This is a genomic window from Arcobacter arenosus, assembly GCF_005771535.1.
Classification (GTDB): Bacteria; Campylobacterota; Campylobacteria; order Campylobacterales; family Arcobacteraceae; genus Halarcobacter; species Halarcobacter arenosus.
Map to the genome: position 1 here is coordinate 365,158 of NZ_VANU01000004.1, position 22,218 is coordinate 387,375.

The following is a 22,218-nucleotide window of genomic DNA, read 5'->3' on the forward strand; positions in this document are numbered from 1 at the left end:
AGCTTTACCAAATCTATTTAGTAGTGGAGCGGGAGACGAGACTCGAACTCGCGACAATCTGCTTGGAAGGCAGAGGCTCTAGCCAACTGAGCTACTCCCGCAAAAATTTGAACATATAAAGTGGTGGGTCATGAAGGACTCGAACCTTCGACCACTCGGTTATGAGCCGAGTGCTCTAACCAGCTGAGCTAATGACCCACAGTGGTTTTATCATATTCAAATTTTAATGGCGGACAAGGAGGGATTCGAACCCTCGGTACCGTTGCCAGTACGCATCCTTAGCAGGGATGTGGTTTCAGCCAACTCACCCACTTGTCCTCTATGAATTAGGGATGTAATTTTACTTACTGAGTACTTAAAAAACTCTTAATTTTATAGCTTTTTTTCATCTTTTTGAAAAGTTATAGGAAAAATTCAAAAGAAATGGAAAATTAAATATTTTCCAATATCTTTTTTACAACCTCTTTTGGGTTTTCTGCTTTGTAAATTGGTCTACCAACTACAATAAAATCAACTAAATTTTCTTTTGAAAAAGGGATATCAGCAACTCTTTTTTGATCACCGCTGTCTTCACCAAAAGGTCTAATCCCTGGACATAAAGTTATAAACTCATTAGATGTATTATTTTTAATATCTAAACTTTCAAAAGCAGAACAAACTACACCATCAACTTTTGATTCAAAAGTATCTATAGCCATTTTAGTTGCTTTAGTTTCTATATCTTCATTATATACAGACTTAAACTCTTCATTATCAAAAGATGTTAGAGCAGTTACAGCTAAAACTAATGGCTTATTTGGAATATCTTTAATTCTGTCCATTACAGTATTCATAGCTGTTTTACCTGAACTTGCATGTACATTAAACATATCAACTAAACCAAATTGTGCAATCTCTTGGGCTGCATCAGCCATAGTATTTGGTATATCATAAAGTTTTAAATCTAAAAATATTTTGAAGTTAGGATTAATTACTTTTAAATCTTCTAAAAACTTTTTTCCATCTCTAATATAAGATCTAAATCCAACTTTTAGCCATACATCAAAATCTTTAATTTGTTCAACTAAAGCCAAGTTTTCTTTTGCACTTGGTAAATCTAATGATACACAAAGTTTCATCTTAAGCCTTGCTGATTTTGTCTAAAAGACCATTTATAAACTTTGGAGCTCCATCACTTGCTAGTCTTTTTGAAAGTTCAATTGCTTCATTTATAACTATTGCTTTATCTAAATCTTTGAATAAAATCTCATAAATTGCAAGTCTTAGAATTGATTTTTCAACTGAACCAGTATCTTTAATTCCACCTTGATTTAAATGAGAAACTATCTCCTCATCAATTTTTTCAATGTTGTTTACTACACCATTAAATAAATCAAGGGCAAACTCTTTTTGTTTGTTTCTGATTTTTTTATCTTCTAAAATCTCATCAACATATTTAACAATACCTTCGTTACCTAAATCATACGCATATAAAAGACCAATTACTGATTCTCTAGCTTGTGTTCTTGTAGCCAAATTATTTTCCTATTTCACTATATAAATCTAACATCTCAATAATAGTAACCATAGCCTCTGCACCTTTGTTTCCAACTTTGCTTCCAGCTCTTTCAATTGCTTGTTCAATAGTATCAGTTGTTAAAACTCCATTTGAAACTGGTTTCCCATATTTTAATGTAACAGTTGCGATACCTTTTGTTGCTTCTGCAGAGATATAATCAAAATGAGGAGTTGCTCCTCTAATTACTGCACCTACACAACAAACTGCATCATATTTTCCAGTTTCTAAAGCTTTTTCCAAAGCAAATGGAATTTCAAAAGCTCCTGGAACTAAAATTAAATCTAAATTCTCTTCATTTCCACCATGTCTTACAAAGGCGTCTTTTGCACCTTCTACTAGTCTATCTGTAATAATGTGATTAAATCTTCCATTAATAATAGCGATTTTTTCATCACCTTTTAATCTTAAATTTCCTTCAATAATATTCATACTTACCTCTTTATTTTTAACTAAGGGCGTTAATTATACCCTAATACATCTTTGATAGCAAAAATGTCATCTATAACTTTATATAACTCATCTACTTGAACCATATTAGGTCCATCACTTAAAGCAACACTTGGATCAAAATGTGTTTCAAAGAAAAATCCATCAACACCAACAGCAGCTGCAGCTTTTGCTAAACTTGGAACAATTGCAGCATTCCCACCTGTTGTTCCACCTGTACTTGGAACTTGTGCAGAGTGTGTTGCATCAAAAATAACTGGAGCATACTCTCTCATAGCAATAAGATTTTTCATATCTACAACTAATGCACCATATCCAAAAGTATTACCCCTTTCACATAACCAAACATTGTTTTCTTTTGAGTTTTCATAAGAAACCTCATCACAACCTCTAGTTCTTAATACTTTTTCAACTGGGTGTTTCATAGAACCAGCTGCTAAAAATTGCCCTTTTTTAATATTGATTTTACAATCTGTTTTAGCAGCAGCTACTAATAGATCAGTTTGTCTACATAAAAAAGCAGGAATTTGAAGTACATCTAATACTTCAGCAGCAGGTGCCGCTTGATATGATTCATGAATATCAGTTACTAATCTATAACCAAACTGTTCTTTTATCTCTTGGAATAATTTTAATCCCTCATCTAAACCTGGTCCTCTAAAAGAGTCTAAACTTGTTCTATTTGCTTTATCAAAAGAAGCTTTAAAATAAAAATCCACCCTTTTGTCTTCACTTAATGGCTTTAATTTTTCTGCAATTCTCATTACAGTATCTCTATCTTCTAAAACGCATGGTCCTGTTAAAACTATCACATATTATCCTTTTTTCTAATTCCTATTAAATATTGTTCTTTTCTCTTCACCTGTGTAAACATAATGAAACTCATAAAAATTTTGTGCAATATATTCTATGTCATTTTTTGCATTTTCATCACAAGCAAAAAGTATTTCATCATCTTCACATAACTTTATATCATGTTCTGGTAAAAGTTTATATTCACCATCCCTATGAATTAATAGTGGTATTATATTGTTTTTTTGTTCTCTATTATATAAAGAGCGATTAAAAATATCTAAAAGAATCTCTTTGTCTTCTTTAATTGCCTTAAAAATCTCAGGTGAATTTGTTTTATCAATTTTTTGTTCATGTAAAATTGGGTTTTCATCTATTACTTGAATTAAATCTTTTACAAGTTTAGAAGCCCAAATATCATCTTTTTTACACATCATCCTAATAAACTTATCAGATAGTGGACTAATAAGTGCATTTGTAGTTTTATTTATTAATATTCTTGAAGGCATAAAGATATGATCAATTTTAGCACTTTTAAAAATAGAAAAGTCTTCCATCTCATTTTCTCTAGCAATTGTCATAATTTTTGGATTTAACTTTTTTGCTGTTGCTAAGATTGAAAGATTTGTTGTATCATTATTAGTAGCAGAAATAATAGCAACAGCATCTTCTATACCTACACTTAAAAGCAGCTCTTTATCATCGGCATTACCAAAGGTTATATGTCTATTTAAATCACTATTAAATGTCCCTACTTTAGCTTTATTCATCTCGATAAACTCTGCTTCAACCTTATCAGAACGTAAAACATTATAAACATGTTGTCCCATTCTACCAAATCCACAAACTATATATTTACCTTTAGGGAAAACTGGAAGATTAGCATTTAGGTTATCAATTTTATAAATCCATTTTTCAAGTTTTAATAAATTTGGTGCACTTATTGCCATCTCAATTTCACTTGAAATTATAGAAAAGGGGTTTGCTATTATCTCCACATCTAAATCCCTTAAGTTTTCACTATGGTTTGTAGTAGTAGATTTAATAGCAAGTCTTACATGGGGATTTAAAAGTTTTGATGTCAAAGCAATTCTTAAATTTAAAGAATCATTTTCAAAAATTGAAACTAAACCTTTACAATTATATTTTTTGATACCAGCTTCCTCTAAAGCCCTTGGAGTAAAGGCATCTGCAACTAGTACTGGAACTGTTGGGGTAAAATTTTCAAGTCTTAAGGCACTTGCTCTTTCTTCATCTTTTTCAATTACAACTGTTCTAATCCCTTGTTCAATTGCTCTATTTATAATCTCACTTGTAATTTGATTATAACCTAATATGATTATGAATTTATCTTTTAATCTTCTTACTTGATGAACAAATCTTGTTCTCTCAATCTCCCTTAAAAAAAGTTTATCTTGAAGTAAAGCAACTAAGGTACCAATTCCATAAAACCACCCAAGAACAGTTAAATAAATAGAAAAGCTAACCCAAAGTCTTTGAGCATATGTAAAAGTGTATGGGGTTTCACCAAAACCAATTGTTGAAGCAGTATATGATACAAAATAAAATGCATCGAAAATACTCATATGATAAATATTTCCTTTATCATCAACTCCATCAATTATTAGTAATCCAACAATTGCAATGGTATAAGTAACAATAATTACAATAAATGGTCTTCTCATCCTTTGAAGGATGATAAATAAAGAACTGTTTTTCAAAAAAAGCCTTTATTATCTTTTTGATTTTAAAGTATCACCAACATACAACATAACTGAAACTATGTTTGCTAATAATGCTCCACCAGATAAAGAGATAATCACTGAAGTAATCTCTGTGTTTATTGTATAAGCATATGCTGCAACTGTCCAAACTGTAGCTGCTGCTATTAATTGAATATCTGCAACAAGTGAAGTTGCTAATAAAACTGAACCCATTTGTGTTTTATCACCAAGTTTTAATATTGTAGCTATTACATTTATTATAATTGCTGCCATAAGTTCATATTTACTATGGTGTTCTAAAGAACTCATATCTCCATAGAAAAAACCAAAATTTAGTGTCATCGCTAAAATAATAAAAAAACCTGAGATAACCTTATCAAGATTCATATATCTTCCTTTAATTCTATTTGGAAATTAATCCTTCTTTGAAGAGACTAAAACTCCACTGAAAACTATCAGCATTATACCTAAGATAATCCAAATATCAGGAAAAGCGTCCCCTAGTATAAGTCCTATCAAAATTGAAAAAGCAATATTTGCATATGAAATAGTTCCTATAATTCCGGCTTTTGCAACAGAATAAGCCTTTGTCATATAAATTTGTGCAAAGGTAGCAACAGTACCAAGTAATATAATAAATAACCAATCTTCAGATTTGGGCATAACAAATTTAGCAAAAACAAAATCGAAACTAGGATTTGTGTAAAATTCTGAAATAATCATTAAAATAATAGGACCTAATGTTCCAATTCCCATAAACGATAAAACAATTGTTCTTCCATCATAAAACTTTCTAAGTTCCCTTATTGAAGTGTATGCAAGCCCTGCTCCAACCCCACATAAAATACCTAGCCAATCAGTTTTATCTAAAGAAGAACCATCAAATTTTGTTATAAATAAAATTCCAATAAATCCAATAAATACTCCCAACCAACCTTTAAAACCAATCTTCTCTTTTACAAATATATAAGCAAAAATTGCAGTAAAAATAGTAGAAGTTCTAGAAAAAGTCATTGCCTCACCCAAAGGGATATTTGCAATATTATAAAAAAACATCAAAAGGGCACTAAAACCAGCTAAACCTCTAAATATCAATAACCAAGGTTTTCCACCAACTTGCTTAATTGGGTTCCTATAAATTGAAATTAAGATTAAAAAAACTCCAAAAACATTTCTAAAAAATACAACCTCTAAAGAACTCATAGAGTTACTTAATTCTTTGGCAAAAGCTCCCATTAAGGCAAATAAAAAAGAGGCAAAAAGCATATACTTTATGCCTAAAGATACATCATTAGTCATTAAACGTCCTCTAAAAAACGAATTTTAGTCACTTTGCAGTTAAAGATTTATTATTAATTTACTTAAATTTAAAAATTAATATTTTTAGTTTCATTTGGGTAAAATTATTTAAATTTTAAAGATAATAGATATTTATAGGAAAATAATTGGAATATTTAAAGATTAATGGTGAATCAAAATTAACTGGTGAGGTTAAAATCTCAGGAGCAAAAAATGCAGCATTACCTCTAATAGCAGCAACAATTTTAGCAAAAAATGAAATCAGCATTTGTAATATGCCAAATGTTGTTGATATTAATACATTATTAAAACTTATTGATAAACTTGGTGGAACTTTCAAAAAAGAAGAAACATGTATCAAAATTGATACTTCAAAATTAAATAAAACAACTGCAACATACGATATTGTAAAAACTATGAGAGCTTCAATTTTAGTTTTAGGACCTATTTTAGCTAGATTTGGTCATTGTGAAGTTTCACTTCCTGGTGGTTGTGCAATTGGTCAAAGACCAGTGGATTTACACCTAAAAGCACTTGAAGCAATGGGTGCACAAATAAAAATAAATCATGGATATATTGAAGCTACTGCGCCAAATGGTCTGAAAGGAACAAAAATTGTATTCGATAAAGTTACTGTTGGTGGAACTGAGAATACTGTAATGGCTGCAGCTTTAGCAGATGGTGTTACAACAATTGTAAATGCAGCAAAAGAACCAGAGGTTCAACAACTTTGTGAAGTTATAAAAGATGCTGGAGTTTTAATAGAAGGGATAGGAACAGATACTTTAATTATTCATGGAACAAATAGAAAACTTTTAGAATTTAAAGATTTTGATGTTATTCCAGATAGGATTGAAGCAGGAACATACCTTTGTGCAGCAGCAATTACAAATTCAAAATTAAAAATAAGTAAGGTTAATCCTATTCACCTTGAAGCTATACTTTCAAAACTTGAAGAGATGAACTTTAAACTTATCCAAGATGAAACATCAATAACTGTATTACCAACAGATGAAATTAAACCTGTAAATATTGTAACAAGAGAATATCCAGGTTTCCCAACAGATATGCAAGCTCAATTTATGGCATTGGCAACACAAGCAAATGGAGTGAGTACAATTGATGAGAGACTATTTGAAAATAGATTTATGCATGTTAGTGAATTATTAAGACTTGGGGCAGACATCCATTTAAATGGAAATATCGCAACAATTAATGGAAAAGCAAATTCACTTAATGGAACTGATGTTATGGCTACAGATTTAAGGGCTTCATCGGCATTGGTTTTATCTGCATTAGTAGCAAAGGGAGAAACATCAATCCATAGAATTTATCATCTAGATAGAGGATATGAAGATTTAGAAGGAAAATTAAATCAAATTGGTGCAAGAGTTGATAGGTTTAATGAATAGTTAGTATAAAAAACAAAACTGAAATAATAAAAAAGGCTGTTAAATGAAGTTAGAAATTTCTCTATTTAGATTTGATTATAAATCAGATTATTTACCGTATTACACAAAAAATTTTATCAAAGTTGATAAACAAAAAACACTATTGGATATTTTAAATACAATAAATCAAGAATACCCTTTTGGATATGAAAAAAGTGCTGATTTTAATGTAGTAGTAAATGGTGTATACTTAACTTTAGGTATTTCAATTGATGAATTAGTGGATAATTTTGGGAAAGATTTAACAATTGAGCCTATCTCAATTAGAAGAGCGCATACAGACCTTTTAATAAATCAAGCTGATTTTGAAGATAGATTAAAAGTTTTAAGTGAGTTTATTGAAGAAGATGATAAAAAAGTTTATGAAGATTATAAAATATATTTCTATGCTTCAAACACAATAAACTATGAGTATGATTATATTGGTGATGCAATTTTATTACTTGCTTATGATTTAATTGAAAAAAATCCTTCAAATGAAAAAGAGATTTTGGAAGCTCTAAGTGAATATGAATGTTCAGCTTCATATCATACTAGTTTAAAAAATAGAGTTTATAAAATAGATTCTTCAATAGAAGAAAAAATATCTAAAATCAAAAACAAATTAGGTTTAACAAAACCTGTAAATGAACAAGACCTATTTTTAGAAAAGAAAAACCCGATAGATTTTGGAACTTTTGATGAAACAAAAGAGATAAAACATGATTTCTCGGATTTTAATTTATCATATTTCAAAGGTATTGAAACTGATGAACAAACAGTTAAACTAATCGATAGTTTAAATGCAAAAATTATAAATACTCCTTCATCAAATATTGATTTAGCTTTAGATACGTTTCATTTAAATAGTGATTTTACAATGAAGCTAGCTTCACATGCTATGTTAGAAGCATTTGATAATGGAGCTGATTTAATTGTAGTTGATGATGAAAATATATTTAATCTATTTGATTCAAATAGAAAAAGTCTAGAAAGTGCTTGTGGAAGAGAGATTCCAATTCCAGTACTTCATAAAAATGAATTACAAAAACTAGCATGTGCAGAACATGAAAGTGTAAAAGAGAGTTTATCAAAACATATTATTAACCCTGAAATAATCTAAGGATACAAATGTTTCTTGATTTCAAGTTTGTTTTTTTTGGTTCTTTAGTAACCTTAAGTTTAATACCTTTGTATATCTACAGAAAAGAGATATACAAAAGGTTTTCAAAAAAAGGTAATCTAAAAGTATTTATAAAAGATTTAAAAGCCTATTTGACCTACAACTATCCAAAAATAAACTTCAATTTTGATATTGTTGAAAAACTTGATGAAAAAGACCTACTAAAAACAAAACAAATTTTGATTATTGAAGATTTAGCTAGACAATTTGTATATTTTGAATATGAACTTAGTACGCAAAAAGGTGTACCAAAAGAGAAGCTTTGGAGTTCATATGATCAAAATTCCACTTTACACAAAGATAACAAGTTTCCTATAGATTGGCCTCAAAGAAAAGAAGCTGCTTGGAATAGAGAAGAAGGTAACTGTAATAGATGTGGTACTAAAACTAAACTTGTTGATGCAAATGCCCTACTTGCCAAACAAATGAAAAATGGTGGTGGCTTTAATCTTGAAAATGTAGTAATCTTATGTAATGATTGTGCGAGAATTATAAAATCTCAAAATTTAGAAAAAACAAAAAAAGATTTAAACTTTTTAGATAAACTTATGAAAAAAGTTTCATACTAATTAATATGAAAATATTTTTTCATTCTTAACTTATGTTTCTCTTCATTTGTTAATTGATTCTCTGAAACTTCTGAAGTACTATTTAATCCTTTTTTTGCTCTTGCTTTAGCATTTAAAATCAATAAAACTTTTTCTAAAAACTCATCCTCTAAACTTTTCAATTTTGATAATTCTTCTCTTATGTAGGTTAAATCCTTATTTATTGGAACAACATAAGGTGTAATAATTACAACTAAGCTTTTGTTTTGTACATCATTTAGCCTATTTTTAAATAACTCTCCTATTAGTGGGATATCCCCTGCAATTGGTATTTTCTCAACGGATTTTTGGTTCTTATTTTCTATTAACCCTCCAAGAATCACACTTTCTCCATTATTAACAACAGCTGTAGTTCTTAACTCTTTTTTTGAAGTATTAGGATTTGAATTTGTATAGTTTTCATTTTTTATACCTTCTAAAATAGTATCAATTTGAATTAAAACTTTATTTTCTTTCGAAACTCTTGGCTTCACCTTTAAAGTCAAACCTACATCTTCTCTTTCAAAATTTGTTTTTGTAGTTCCACCATCTGTTGTTGTGCTTCCAGTTTGAATTGAAATAGTTTCCCCAACATATATTGAACTTTGTTTATTGTTTATACATAAAATTGAGGGTTGAGAGATAATGTCTAAAGCATATGTTTTATTTAAAAGATTTAAACTAGCCCCTAAAGCAATAGAAGAACTTACATTTGGAATTTGTATATTTAAACTACTTGTATCAATTGCAATTGCTTCCCCTAGATTTAAATTTGAAGCAAAGGTATATAAACCTCCACTAAAAGCTTTCCCTCCAAAAATACCAAATCTTAGCCCAACATCTTGTAAAAGATTGTTGTTTAACTCTATAATATTTGCTTTTATATAAACTTGTTTTTTTTCAATATCCAATTTAGAAATAAGTGTTTTTAAGTTTTTAACCTCATCTGAACTTCCATCAATAATAATTGAATTAAACTCTTCATCAATTGCTATTGTTATTTTTTCTTCCCTTTTAGCAATTAACTCTTTTAGAATTTTTTCAAGATTTCTTGCTTCTATATTAATTAAAAAAACAACTTCAGTCCTAGAATCTTTTTTTATATTTTTTGTTATAGTTTTACTAATAATTTTATTTTGTTTTTGGACTACTTTTTTTCTAATTGGTGTTAAAACTTTAAAATCACTTTTTACCACCCTTAAGATATTGTCACTTTCTATTAATTTATAACCATTTGACTCTAAACTAAATTTTAGTATTGATAAAAGTTTACTCTTTTCAATTGGTTCATTTGAGATAAAATCCACTTCTCCCTCGATAGAATCAGTAACAAGAATACTTTTATTGATACTTCTTGATGTTACATCAATAAGCTCTTTTAGTTTTAAACCTTTAAAATTTACATTTATAAGTTCACCAGAGAGTAAGTTAGTAAGTAATAAAAAAAGAGAAAAAAGTAGTTTCATATAGCTTCCAAGATAATTTTATAAATTATATTAAAAGCTTACTTATAATTTTATTTATTATTTAGAATTTCAACTTCCCTTGGCAACTGGTTTTCTAAACTCTTTTTTTGTTCTAAACTAAGGGACAAAGTAAGAATTACACTATTTGTAAACTCTTTGTTAGATATTTGTATACCGAATTGATTTAATATATATTCAACCTTTGAAAGTATCGAATAATCTAATTGGATTGTCATTTTTTCAAGTTTTTTATAAGTATAAAGTTTTGAATTTTCAATCACTAAATTTACAGCATCACTATAAGCCCTTACAAGTCCACCTGTTCCTAATTTGATTCCACCAAAATATCTTACAATAATAACTGCACTATTAATTATCTCATGTCCAGATAAAACATTTAATGATGGTTTTCCACTGGTTCCTTTTGGTTCTCCATCATCACTACAGTTTTCAACTATCTGGTCAAACTCATTTAGATATCTATAGGCATATACATGGTGTCTAGCTTTTGGATGCTCTTTTTTTAATCTTTGCATAACATCATCAAAATCATCATATGGCATAATATAAGCTATAAACTTTGATTTTTTTTCTTCATAACATTGCGTAAACTCATCTTTTACAAAAAACAAACGTAAAATCATCCTTATTTTTAAAATTCTTCTTTATATTATACTTAATATAATTAAACCTAACCCAAAAATAACTTACTTTTAATTATAATTTTATCCATGAGACTAGACCAATATCTTACAAAAAACTTTGATATACAAAGTAGAAACAAAGCAAGTGAAATAATAAAAGCTAACAAAATAAAAATCGATGGCAAAATTATTACAAAACCCTCTTTTAATGTTGATGATTCAATGAATGTAGAAGTTTTAGAAGATAATTTTTATGTAAGTAGAGCTGCATATAAACTAAAATACTTTTTAGATGAGATTAATATCAATTTAAAAAATAAAAACTCTTTAGATATAGGAAGTAGTACTGGAGGGTTCACACAAATACTACTTGAAAATGATGTGTTAAGTGTGACTTGTGTTGATGTAGGTTCTAATCAATTACATGAAAGAATAAAAGAAGATAAAAGAATTAAATTTTTTGAAAATCAAGATATTAGAACTTTTCAAAGTAATGAGATTTTTGAAATTGTGACTTGTGATGTTTCTTTTATCTCAATTTTAAATATTATTGATGATATAAATAGATTATCAAAAGATAAAATAATAATACTTTTTAAACCCCAGTTTGAAGTTGGAACAAATGTAAAAAGGGATAAAAAAGGTGTTGTAAAAGATAAAAAAGCTATATTACAAGCTAGAAATAAATTTTTAGAAGAAACAAAAAAATTAAATTGGAACTTACAAAAAAGTTCAATGAGTAAACTTGAAGGAAAAGATGGAAATGAAGAAGAGCTCTTCTATTTTAATAAATAAAAGTTCTATTAGTGCAATTGCAATTGGTGGATTTGATGGGATGCACCTAGCACACCAAGAACTTTTTAAACACTTAGGAGACAATGGAGGAATTGTTTCAATTGAATCAGATTATGCAAATTTAACTCCAAAAACTTTTAGACAAGAGTATTCTAGTTATCCAATCTACTATTATGTATTAGAAAATATCAAACACCTTTCAGGTGAAGATTTTATAAGATTAATAAAAGAGGAATTCCCTAAGTTAGAAAAGATAGTTGTAGGTTTTGATTTTTGTTTTGGGAAAAACAGAAAAAACTGTACAGAAGAATTAAAAAAACTTTTTAATGGGGAAGTTGTTGTTGTTCAAGAGTTTACTTTAGATGGAACTCCTGTTCACTCAAGATTTATTAGAGAGTTTTTAAATGATGGTTTGATTAAAAAAGCAAATATGTTTTTAGGTAAAGAGTATAAAGTTTTTGGTAAACAAATAAAAGGACAAGGATTAGGTTCTAAAAAATTTGTTCCAACTATAAATTTAAAAGTTGATGAGTTTTTACTACCTAAAGAGGGTGTGTATATTACAAAAACGATTATAAACGAGGAAGAATATAACTCAATTACATTTTTAGGGCACAGACAAACTACAGATGGTTCTTATGCAGTTGAAACTCATATTTTAGATAAAGATATTAAAAATAGGTTTTCTATGGTTCAAATAAAATTTATTGAAAGAATCAGAGATAATAAAAAATTTGACTCTTTTGAAGATTTAAAGAATCAAATTATTACAGATATATCATCTGCAAAATCATTTTTTGACAAATAAAAAATAGTATAATATCTACTTTATACTATCTTTTTTACTAAAATTTATTTATCCCTTACACACCTAACATAATTACTAACATTTTTAAAATCAGCATACCCATCACCATTATCAAAATAAACACTCCACGCAAGCTCACTATTCACAGAATTTACCGTATCACTCCAATACCAATTAGAACCTGTACTTTTTAAATATTCTTTTTGAAATGAGAGATTTTTTAATTCATCTTTTGTAGGTAATCGCCAATCTTTGTAATCTCCAAGAATAAGTTTTTTACAATAAGTTGCAGCGGTATCACCATTTGTATCAGAATATTTTTTTGTATTATAGTTTTTTTCACTTATCCAAGGTTTTTTAATTTTTAAAACCATATTATCATCTTGCCAAATAAGATTTTGTTTTTTATCTATATAAAGTTTTTCTTTTCTTTCCTTTTCAATTCTCTTTTTTCTTAATTTTTCTTGTTTTAATTTCTCTTTTTTCAACTTTTCTTTTTTTAGTTTTTCTGCTTTAATTTTTTTTAAAGCTATTCTTTTTTCTTCTGCTTCAATATCAAAATCCAAAGCTATATTTATTTGAGTATCTTGTTTTAATTCAACATCCAAATTTTTATCTAAGTATTTATCAGCTTTTACAACAATCTTATAATTACCTTCCAATAACCTTTTATTAGGTTCATACTTTTCATCATTTATCATTATTATTGAATTAGAAGGATTTACCATCAAAGTTAAAAAATATGTCCTTTGATTTTCAATCTCATCAAAACTTACCCAAACATCATTTTTTAGATTTTTATCTTCTTTCAATAGAACGAAATTTTCTTTGATATCTAAAATATTATACTCTTCACCTCTTTTTAAAACTTTTAATACTTTTTTATCTTCTGTATAGCTATCATATGCTTCTACATCATTTTTAATATATATTTTTTTTGTAATGTTATTTTGTTCTAATTTAGTTTCTAATGCCTTTTGAGAAGGCAAACAACCATTTATAAAAAACACAATAAACATACCTAATAATAGATGAACTATACTTTTTCTTTTTATTACCATTTGCTCTCATTTAATATTTTTAAATTTTTTGAATGAGAATTATAACAAATGTTTATTAAGCATTAATCACTAATTAGATAAGTTCTCAATAATAAGCAGATTTGGAGCAATTTTTTTGTATAATAATATCTTTAAAAATTATCTATGTATCTTTTTTAATTATTAAAGATAAGGAACCTATTTGAGATATATTATATTTAGTGTTGTTATAGTGAGTTTGTTTCAAATGTTTTTTTGGATTTCACATAATAATTTAGTTTCATTAATTGAAGCACCATATAAAAAAGTGGAATCATTTTCATATACTCCATATTATGGATATGAAAGAAAAACTCTATCATCAAAACAAATAGAAAATGATTTAAATCTATTACTTCCAATTACTAAAAAAATCAGAACATACTCTTCAAAAGATGCAAAAATCATTTTAGAAGCTTCATCAAAACAAATATTACCTATGGATTTAGGTATTTGGTTAAGTGGTGATTATAAAGAAAACTACATAGAGATTCAAAGAGCTTTAAGGTTATTAAAAACATATCCAAATAGTATAAAAAATATTATTGTAGGAAATGAGGTTCTTTTAAGAAAAGATTTAAATAAAATTGAATTATTTGCATATATAAATTTTTTAAAAGAGTTTACAGACAAACCTATCTCAACAGCTGAAACATGGGATATATGGGAAAAAGTTAAAGACTTAACACAACATGTTGATTTTATTACAATTCATATTTTGCCTTATTGGGAAAAAAAACCTATTGAAAATTTTGATGACTTTATAGTAGAAAAATACTCTATTATAAAAAATTTATTCCCAAATAAAAAAATATATATTGGAGAGATTGGATGGCCAAGTAATGGATATAACAATGACAAGGCAATTCCAAGTTTAGAAAACCAAGCAAAAGCAATAAGAGGTTTTGTAAATCTTGCAAAAAAGAACAACTGGTCTTATAATATTATTGAAGCTTTTGATCAACCATGGAAAGGTTATGAAGAGGGAAATATTGGCCAATACTGGGGGATTTTTGATGCAAATAGGAAATTAAAGTTCAACTTAGCTGGAGCTATTATTACAAATCAATATTGGTTTTATCAGATGATGGGAGCTGTATTTATTGGTATTTTACTTACATTCTTTGGATTAAGACATAAAAAATTAAATCTAAATCATACTTTAGCCTATGCAATAGTAGCACAAGGTATGGGTTTTGGTATTGTAATGGCTTTAATATATCCATTTATCAATTATATGAATTTTGGTATGTGGATTATGTGGGGAATGGGAACATTTCTAATGATTCCCCTTGTTATTATAACTCTTGCAAAAGCAAATGAACTATTTAAATCATCCCTTGGAACACCTCCATCAAGATTAGTTCCTATTGATTTAGAATCTAAAAACATCCCTTTTGTTTCTATTCATGTTCCAGCATATAAAGAGGAGCCTTATGTTTTAGAAAAAACTTTAAGAGCCTTGTCAAAGTTGAACTATCCAAATTATGAAGTTTTAGTGATTATAAATAATACACCTGAAGAGTATTATTGGAAACCAATAGAAGAATTATGTAAAGAGTTAGGTGATAAATTTGTATTTATGAATATAGTTTGTTCTGGATTTAAAGCTGGTGCACTAAATACTGCACTAGAACAAACAAATAAAAAAGCTGAAATAATTGCAGTTATTGATGCTGATTATGTAGTTGAATCACCTTGGCTAATAGATTTAGTTCCTTTATTTGATGATCCAAAAGTAGCAATTGTTCAAGCCCCACAAGATCATAGAGATGGAGAAGAATCAATTTTAAAAACTGCAATGAATGCAGAATATGCAGGTTTTTTTGATATTGGAATGGTTGATAGAAATGAAGAAAATGCAATCGTAGTACATGGAACAATGGTTATGGTAAGACTAAGTGCTATGCTTGAAGTTGGAGGATGGGGAACAGATACTATTGTTGAAGATAGTGAACTAGGTCTTAGATTATTTGAAGCTGGTTATATAGCTCATTATACAAATAAAAGATATGGATATGGTCTGCTTCCTGATACCTTTGAAGCTTTTAAAACCCAAAGACATAGATGGGCTTATGGAGCTATTCAAATTTTGAAAAAACACTGGAGAGAATTAAAACCAAGTGCAAAAAAACTCACCCCGACACAAAAGAAAAAATTTATTGCTGGATGGTTTTTTTGGTTAAGTGACGCCATGGGTCCAATAATGGTTGTAATGAATCTTATATGGGTTCCTGTTATTGTTTTTGTGGGAGTTACAATTCCTACAATTCCACTAACAATTCCAATTATTACAATGTTTTTAGTAAATCTTTTCCATACTTTTATCTTATATAAGATTAAAGTAAAAGCAAGTTTAAAAGAGACTTTTCTAAGTGCAATTGCATCTATGAGTTTACAACTAATTATTTTTAAAGCTGTTTGGGATGGATTTGTAAAAGATGGATTACCTTTTAAAAGAACTCAAAAAGGTGGAAAAGCAAAAAAAAGTAAAAGTCCTATAATATATGAAATAATTTTGTGTTTACTATTATTAATCTCTTTTTTTACATTAATTTTTATAAATAAAACAAATATCATTGAGATTTATGTATTTGCAACAACTATATTTATTCAAAGTATCCCATATATTTCTGCTATTACTATGAGATTTTTAGAGTTGTATTCTATTAAACATCAAAGATAGTAAAAATAAATAACTATTAATCTTCATTTGGCTAAAATATCCCCTATGACAGATAAAGTATTTGAAAAAGCTATAACAAAACAGTTTGAATTTGACGAAGAAGTTGCATCAGTATTTGATGATATGCTAAATCGTTCAGTTCCCTTTTATAAAGAGATGCAAAGGCTTACAATAAATTTTGCTCTTAATTTTTTAGAAGAAAATGACAAGGTTTACGATTTAGGTTGTTCTACTGCATCAACTTTAATTGAATTGTCAAAACATTCACACTCAAAACTTGATTTAATAGGTATTGATAACTCAGAAGCAATGATTAATCGTGCAAAAAAGAAGGCCAAAGCTTTTGGTGTTGATATTAAATTAATAAATGATGATTTAGACAATATTAGCTATGAAAATGCAAAACTTATACTTTCAAACTACACTTTACAATTTATTAGACCTCTTCAAAGAGAGAAATTAGTAAAAAAAATCTATAATAATCTACGAAATGAAGGTATATTTATTTTTAGTGAAAAGGTTATTTCATCAAATAAAATTTTAGATAAACAATATATTGATGAATACTACGAATTTAAAAAGACCCAAGGATATAGTGAATTTGAAATTGCCCAAAAAAGAGAGGCATTAGAAAATGTACTTGTTCCATATACTGAAGAAGAAAATAAAAAGATGATTTTAGATGTTGGATTTGACCACTGTGAAACACTTTTCAAGTGGGTTAATTTTGCAACATTTATTGCTATTAAAAAATAAAAAGGAATATTAATATGTTAGAAATTGGACAACAAGCTCCAGATTTTTGTGTAAAAAACCAAGATGATATTGAAATTTGTTCTAGGGATTTAAAAGGTAAATGGATTGTATTATACTTTTACCCAAAAGATTTAACTCCAGGTTGTACTACACAAGCTTGTGATTTTACTGAAGCTGAAGCACAATTTGATGAATTAGATGCAATAATTTTAGGTGTAAGTCCTGATGATACTGCTAAACATAGAAAATTTATAGAGAAAAAAGAGCTTTCAATTACACTTTTATCAGATGAATCAAAAAAGATGTGTGAAGATTATGGTGTATGGCAATTAAAAAAATTCATGGGTAAAGAATTTATGGGAGTTGTAAGAACTACATTTATTATAAATCCTGAAGGAAAGATAGCTGCCATTTGGGATAAAGTTAATGTTAGAAAGAAAAAAACTGTAAAAGGTGAAAAAATAGAAGTTCTTCATGTAAATGAAGTAAAAGAAAAACTTCAAGAACTACAATCAAAATAAGGAATATTATGAAGTATTTAACAAAAGGCTTAATTACAATTTTTGCTTCAACTTTATTAGTTCAAGGTTTAAATGCAAAAACTACAATGTGTTATAAAAATGAATGGAAATCACCTTCAACTATTGAAACTGTAAAATTAGATGGTGGAGAATGTAATGGTAAGTTTTCATACAAAGAAATGATGAAAAAAGGTTGGAACTTAAAAGATATCACAATCACTAAAGGTAAAGAGGGATTAAATTATACTTATTTACTTAGTGATGAAGAGCAAATAAAAGTTGATAACTCAAATTTTATGGAAAATAAAGTTACAAAACTAGATTACAGAGCTATGGCAACAAGATTAAAAAATGTTACAGAAGATAGTGCAACAATTGATATTGGTAATTTAAGAGTTGGTCAAAGTGCAGTAATCCAACACAATTATGAAAATGGAAAATCTTTACTTGTGGCAAATGGTTTTGTTACATCATCAAATCAAAATAGTTCAACATTAAAATTAGTTCCTTTTTTAGATATTAAACAAAATGCTCTACCAACTTCAAGTAGAAAAGCTGTTGAAGGTGATATTGCTATTATTAACTATTTATATGATACATCTTTAATTATTGCGCCATCACAAGATGCATTTACAGCAACTAGAAATAAATATAGAGACAATAACTTTTTACACTCAGATTTATTTGCTGCAAAATTAAAATATGATGGAGAACCAACTCCTTCTAAAAAAATAATTCAAGATTATGCAATCTCGCAAAATATTGGGACAATATTTTTTGTTATCAAAAACAAAGTTTATATAGTAGATTCAAAAACTTTTGCAATATTAGATAGTGATTCAATCTCATATAACTATGTTGAAGATGAGCAAATGCCTTTTTATACTAGAATTGAAAAGATTGAAAAAAACATTATTAAAAAAGTTACAGAGTATAAAAAATGGTTCTCATTCCTTGATAAATATATAGGAAATGATAATAGAACTGAAGATGAAGTTTTATTAGAAGATTATGTAAAAGCTGGAGAGCTTTCTGTAAAAGCTGATGTTTATAACGACTATTATGAAAAACTATTAGGTATTAAAAAATGATAGATAATGCGCATATTGACTATTTTAAAACAATAGTTGGCGAAGAAAATGTAAAAGCTGATAAAGCACATTTAATTGCATATTGTTATGATGCAACAAGGGAAAGATTTGAACCAGATGCAGTTGTTTTCCCAAGAGATGAAGAAGATGTTTCAAAAATCTTAAAATATTGCAATGAACACAAAATTGTTATTGTACCAAGGGGTGCAGGTTCTGGATTTACTGGTGGTTCTCTACCTTCTAATGGTGGGATTATTTTAAGTCTTGAGCGACATATGAATAAACTATTAGAAATTGATATGGAAAACATGGTTGGAGTTGTTCAACCAGGATTAATCAATATGCAATTTCAAAAAGCTGTTGAAGAGGTTGGTTTATTTTACCCACCAGACCCAGCAAGTGAAGAGTATTCTACTTTAGGTGGAAATGTTTCTGAAAATGCAGGTGGTATGAGAGCTGCTAAATATGGTATTACAAAAGATTATGTTGTTGCATTAAGAGCAGTACTTCCAAACGGAGATATTATAGTTGCAGGTAAAAAAACTATTAAAGATGTAGCAGGATATAATACAGCTGGTATCTTAATTGCAAGTGAAGGTACACTAGCAGTTATTACTGAAATCACTTTAAAATTAATTCCAAAACCAAAATTCAAACAAACATATATGGGAATTTTCCCAGATGTAAATAAAGCAATGAATGCAGTATTTAAATCACTTGCTGCTGGAGCAAATCCAGTTGCAATGGAGTTTTTAGATTCACTTGTAATCAAAGCTTTAAAACAAAAATTTCCACAGGTTGATTTGCCTGAAGATGCAGGTGGAATTTTAGTTGGAGATGTTGATGGAAGTAGTGAAGCAGACATTAAAGCTCAACTTGAAACACTAAAAGAATCTTTTGCAAATAATGGTTCTATTGACTTTATTGAAGCAAAAGATGAAGATCATGGAAAGTCATTATGGTTTGCAAGAAGAAATGCAAGTCCAGCAACTGCTATTTATGGAACTAAAAAACTAAATGAAGATATTTCTGTTCCAAGAAGTAAACTTCCAGAAGCACTTGATTCAATCTATGCAATTGGTGAAAAATATGGATTTAATGTTCCTTGTTTTGGCCATGCAGGAGATGGAAACATTCACGTAAATGTAATGGTAAAAGATAAAACAAATGCAAAAGAGATGGAAGATGGACACAAAGCAATTGAAGAGATTTTCCAACTAGTTGTTGATATGGGTGGAACATTAAGTGGAGAACATGGAATTGGATTATCAAAAGCTCCATTTATGAATATTGCATTTACAGATGCTGAATTAAATCTATTTAGTAATATAAAAAAAGCATTTGATCCAAACAACATATTAAATCCTTTTAAAATGGGACTAAAATAAAGAATATGAAATGGAAGAGCCAGAGATTGTAAAACATCCAGTTAAGACAATATTAAAAGCATTGGATTCATTTTTTAATGATGACACAACTTATTATGCTGCAAGTCTTAGCTTCTTTACAATCTTCTCTTTACTTCCAATAATTGCCCTTTTAATTGCAATTATCTCAAATTTAGAGATAACTCAACAATATCTTGATATATTTATTAACTATATTTTTGATTTATTAAACCCTACTCACTCAAGAGATTTTATTGATACATTAAAAAACTACATATCAAACTCTGGAAAACTAGGTTTATTAGGTATTTTATATATGCTTTTTGTATTTATAATGTTTTTTAAAGATTATGAATATATCGTAAATAAAATACATAAGGCAAAAAGAAAACCATTATTACAATCTTTTTTCTTTTATCTATTTTTTCTAATAACACTACCCCTGATGTTAGCTGTTTTAAATATTGCACTATCTTTTTATGATAATACAATTTTTAATTGGTTAGTAACTTTTTCTTTTGCATGGTTAATTTTCTTTGGTTTATTCAAACTAAGTGTAAATAAGCCAATAAGTACAAAAGCAGCAGCTATATCATCACTATTTACGCTAATAGTACTTTCTATTACTAAAAACCTATTTATTTACTATGTGGTCTATAATAAAACCTATACGACTATTTATGGTTCACTTGCAATTTTACTTTTTTCATTTTTTTGGATTTATATTTCTTGGATTATTTACCTTTATGGGATTAAAATGTGTCATAGAATAAACATTCAAAAGAGTGTAGAAAATAAATAACTGGTGCCCACAGCAAGATTTGAACTTGCAACCTCCTCCTTACCATGGAGTTGCTCTACCGTTGGAGCTATGCAGGCACATTGTAAAATGAGAATGAAATTTTATCTTTGAAGCCCTTTGTTTATCCTTAATTGTAATTAAATGATATAATATGATTTATTTTTTATTTTAGGATTATTATGACCCATACAAATTTAGATAATTTCCATTTAGTTGATATTAAAAACCCTATTCATCCATCTATATTTTATGATGACAATGAATATGATCTTTTTATTTTAAGATTACCTCAAATAAAAAATGATAGTTTTGATTTACATAGTTATGCCTTTATAATTACAGAAGAGAGTTATTACTACTATGATAAAAATAAAGATGCATTTAATGATTTGAAAGATTTCAAACATTTTTATCACTTTTTAAATAAATTAATAAATACTACAATGAAATTAACAACAAGTTTTTCTTCAAGTATCTCCGATTTAGAGGAGCTTGTATATCAAGAAAAAACACATAAAAATTTTAACTCAATATGGTTTTCCCATAAAAATGATTTAATAAGAATCAATAGAGTACTTCTAAAAGCAATTGATGCCCTTGAAGATATAATGTTTAAATATAAAAATGAAGATGATTATCTAGAAAGAAACTTTGCTGACATTCAAGAACATATTCAAAGAGCAAATAGAAATATAGAACATAGTTTAGAAAAACTAGATACTTTATTTAGTTTTTATCAAACACAAGTTAATGAGCAATCTAATAAAATTGTATATATATTAACTTTGCTTTCAGGGATTTTTCTACCTTTAAATTTTATAGTTGGTTTTTTTGGTATGAATACAACCTCTCTACCTTTTACAAAAGAAGATGGTGGTACGTTAACAGTTGTACTTATATTAATAATTGCAGCTCTAATAAGTACATTAATAACATTGTTGATGAGAAGAAGATAGATAATCCAGAATAAAAAAGGCTAAAAAAAAGCCTCTATCCAAACTAACGATAAGTTAACTTAGATAAAGGCTTGAATTGAATTATACTCAAGAGCTGGCAGCGGCCTACGTTTCCACAAGGGGACCCTGCAGTATTATCAGCGCAGAAGTGCTTGACTTCCAGGTTCGGAATGGAGCTGGGTATTTCCACTTCGCTAAAACCACCA

Annotated in this window: 22 protein-coding genes, 4 tRNA genes and 1 rRNA gene; 12 read left to right on the plus strand and 15 right to left on the minus strand. The window is 28.1% G+C overall.

The window, feature by feature from the left end; genetic code table 11:
• Window positions 1-24 precede the first annotated feature (24 nt).
• From FDK22_RS11020 to FDK22_RS11065, 10 genes are all read right to left on the minus strand, one after another.
• A tRNA-Gly gene (locus FDK22_RS11020) sits at window positions 25-101 on the minus strand.
• A gap of 20 nt (window positions 102-121) precedes the next feature.
• Window positions 122-198 (minus strand) — tRNA-Ile (locus FDK22_RS11025).
• Between the two features lie 29 nt (window positions 199-227).
• Window positions 228-318, minus strand: a tRNA-Ser gene (locus FDK22_RS11030).
• A 113-nt stretch (window positions 319-431) separates the two neighbouring features.
• Window positions 432-1,118, minus strand: a complete 687-nt coding sequence (gene pyrF / locus FDK22_RS11035; protein WP_138153010.1) for an orotidine-5'-phosphate decarboxylase — start codon at window positions 1,116-1,118, stop codon at window positions 432-434.
• A gap of 1 nt (window position 1,119) precedes the next feature.
• Window positions 1,120-1,515, minus strand: a complete 396-nt coding sequence (gene nusB, locus FDK22_RS11040) for a transcription antitermination factor NusB (RefSeq protein ID WP_138153011.1) — start codon at window positions 1,513-1,515, stop codon at window positions 1,120-1,122.
• Window position 1,516: 1 nt separating this feature from the next.
• Entirely contained in the window at window positions 1,517-1,987 is a 471-nt protein-coding gene (gene ribH / locus FDK22_RS11045; protein ID WP_138153012.1) for a 6,7-dimethyl-8-ribityllumazine synthase, read from the minus strand.
• A 29-nt stretch (window positions 1,988-2,016) separates the two neighbouring features.
• Window positions 2,017-2,817 carry a 3-deoxy-8-phosphooctulonate synthase gene (gene kdsA, locus FDK22_RS11050; RefSeq protein WP_138153013.1) on the minus strand — a complete coding sequence of 267 codons (801 nt, stop codon included), beginning with the start codon at window positions 2,815-2,817 and terminating at the stop codon, window positions 2,017-2,019.
• Window positions 2,818-2,832: 15 nt separating this feature from the next.
• On the minus strand, window positions 2,833-4,518 hold the full coding sequence (locus FDK22_RS11055) for a potassium channel family protein (RefSeq protein ID WP_138153014.1): 1,686 nt from the start codon (window positions 4,516-4,518) through the stop codon (window positions 2,833-2,835).
• A gap of 12 nt (window positions 4,519-4,530) precedes the next feature.
• Window positions 4,531-4,908, minus strand: coding sequence for a DUF6394 family protein (locus tag FDK22_RS11060; RefSeq protein WP_138153015.1), 378 nt, complete (start codon window positions 4,906-4,908; stop codon window positions 4,531-4,533).
• 27 nt (window positions 4,909-4,935) lie between these two features.
• A complete protein-coding gene (locus FDK22_RS11065) occupies window positions 4,936-5,820 on the minus strand; it encodes a DMT family transporter (RefSeq protein ID WP_138153016.1) in 885 nt (294 codons plus the stop codon).
• A gap of 146 nt (window positions 5,821-5,966) precedes the next feature.
• On the opposite strand from FDK22_RS11065, the gene murA reads away from it, so the two are divergent.
• The 3 genes from murA to FDK22_RS11080 are packed head-to-tail and all read left to right on the plus strand — an operon-like array spanning window position 5,967 to window position 9,002.
• Complete coding sequence (murA, locus tag FDK22_RS11070; protein WP_138153017.1) at window positions 5,967-7,232, plus strand: UDP-N-acetylglucosamine 1-carboxyvinyltransferase; 1,266 nt, start codon at window positions 5,967-5,969, stop codon at window positions 7,230-7,232.
• A 43-nt stretch (window positions 7,233-7,275) separates the two neighbouring features.
• Window positions 7,276-8,373 carry a DUF5644 domain-containing protein gene (locus tag FDK22_RS11075; protein WP_138153018.1) on the plus strand — a complete coding sequence of 366 codons (1,098 nt, stop codon included), beginning with the start codon at window positions 7,276-7,278 and terminating at the stop codon, window positions 8,371-8,373.
• Between the two features lie 8 nt (window positions 8,374-8,381).
• Complete coding sequence (locus FDK22_RS11080; protein ID WP_138153019.1) at window positions 8,382-9,002, plus strand: HNH endonuclease; 621 nt, start codon at window positions 8,382-8,384, stop codon at window positions 9,000-9,002.
• Here FDK22_RS11080 and FDK22_RS11085 read toward each other — a convergent pair.
• Window positions 8,999-10,486: a type II secretion system protein GspD gene (locus FDK22_RS11085; RefSeq protein WP_138153020.1), complete on the minus strand. Its 1,488-nt coding sequence runs from the start codon at window positions 10,484-10,486 to the stop codon at window positions 8,999-9,001. The two genes, FDK22_RS11080 and FDK22_RS11085, sit on opposite strands and share 4 nt — an antisense overlap.
• A gap of 50 nt (window positions 10,487-10,536) precedes the next feature.
• Window positions 10,537-11,061: an IMPACT family protein gene (locus FDK22_RS11090; RefSeq protein WP_420836717.1), complete on the minus strand. Its 525-nt coding sequence runs from the start codon at window positions 11,059-11,061 to the stop codon at window positions 10,537-10,539.
• A gap of 156 nt (window positions 11,062-11,217) precedes the next feature.
• On the opposite strand from FDK22_RS11090, the gene tlyA reads away from it, so the two are divergent.
• The gene (gene tlyA, locus FDK22_RS11095) at window positions 11,218-11,925 is read left to right on the plus strand and encodes a 23S rRNA (cytidine-2'-O)-methyltransferase TlyA (protein ID WP_138153022.1); all 708 of its coding nucleotides are present in this window, start codon (window positions 11,218-11,220) and stop codon (window positions 11,923-11,925) included.
• On the plus strand, window positions 11,894-12,733 hold the full coding sequence (locus FDK22_RS11100) for a bifunctional riboflavin kinase/FAD synthetase (RefSeq protein WP_138153023.1): 840 nt from the start codon (window positions 11,894-11,896) through the stop codon (window positions 12,731-12,733). The genes tlyA and FDK22_RS11100 overlap by 32 nt, the downstream gene beginning before the upstream one ends.
• 44 nt (window positions 12,734-12,777) lie before the next feature.
• Here the strand turns inward: FDK22_RS11100 and FDK22_RS11105 are convergent, their stop codons facing one another.
• Entirely contained in the window at window positions 12,778-13,794 is a 1,017-nt protein-coding gene (locus tag FDK22_RS11105) for an Lcl C-terminal domain-containing protein (protein ID WP_138153024.1), read from the minus strand.
• A gap of 181 nt (window positions 13,795-13,975) precedes the next feature.
• On the opposite strand from FDK22_RS11105, the gene FDK22_RS11110 reads away from it, so the two are divergent.
• The 6 genes from FDK22_RS11110 to FDK22_RS11135 are packed head-to-tail and all read left to right on the plus strand — an operon-like array spanning window position 13,976 to window position 21,056.
• Window positions 13,976-16,498 carry a glycosyltransferase family 2 protein gene (locus tag FDK22_RS11110; RefSeq protein WP_138153025.1) on the plus strand — a complete coding sequence of 841 codons (2,523 nt, stop codon included), beginning with the start codon at window positions 13,976-13,978 and terminating at the stop codon, window positions 16,496-16,498.
• 45 nt (window positions 16,499-16,543) lie between these two features.
• On the plus strand, window positions 16,544-17,254 hold the full coding sequence (gene cmoA, locus FDK22_RS11115) for a carboxy-S-adenosyl-L-methionine synthase CmoA (RefSeq protein WP_138153026.1): 711 nt from the start codon (window positions 16,544-16,546) through the stop codon (window positions 17,252-17,254).
• A 14-nt stretch (window positions 17,255-17,268) separates the two neighbouring features.
• Window positions 17,269-17,775: a thioredoxin-dependent thiol peroxidase gene (gene bcp, locus FDK22_RS11120; protein WP_138153027.1), complete on the plus strand. Its 507-nt coding sequence runs from the start codon at window positions 17,269-17,271 to the stop codon at window positions 17,773-17,775.
• An 8-nt stretch (window positions 17,776-17,783) separates the two neighbouring features.
• Window positions 17,784-18,866, plus strand: coding sequence for a plasminogen-binding N-terminal domain-containing protein (locus FDK22_RS11125; RefSeq protein WP_138153028.1), 1,083 nt, complete (start codon window positions 17,784-17,786; stop codon window positions 18,864-18,866).
• Complete coding sequence (locus FDK22_RS11130) at window positions 18,863-20,254, plus strand: FAD-binding oxidoreductase (protein WP_138153029.1); 1,392 nt, start codon at window positions 18,863-18,865, stop codon at window positions 20,252-20,254. Before FDK22_RS11125 ends, FDK22_RS11130 begins: the two co-directional genes overlap by 4 nt.
• A gap of 10 nt (window positions 20,255-20,264) precedes the next feature.
• Window positions 20,265-21,056: a YihY/virulence factor BrkB family protein gene (locus FDK22_RS11135; RefSeq protein WP_138153030.1), complete on the plus strand. Its 792-nt coding sequence runs from the start codon at window positions 20,265-20,267 to the stop codon at window positions 21,054-21,056.
• A 1-nt stretch (window position 21,057) separates the two neighbouring features.
• Here FDK22_RS11135 and FDK22_RS11140 read toward each other — a convergent pair.
• A tRNA-Thr gene (locus FDK22_RS11140) sits at window positions 21,058-21,133 on the minus strand.
• 102 nt (window positions 21,134-21,235) lie between these two features.
• Between FDK22_RS11140 and FDK22_RS11145 the strand changes: the two genes are divergently transcribed.
• Window positions 21,236-22,012, plus strand: a complete 777-nt coding sequence (locus FDK22_RS11145; RefSeq protein WP_138153031.1) for a magnesium transporter CorA family protein — start codon at window positions 21,236-21,238, stop codon at window positions 22,010-22,012.
• Window positions 22,013-22,104: 92 nt separating this feature from the next.
• Here the strand turns inward: FDK22_RS11145 and rrf are convergent.
• Window positions 22,105-22,218: ribosomal RNA gene (gene rrf / locus FDK22_RS11150) — 5S ribosomal RNA — on the minus strand; the annotation flags it as partial.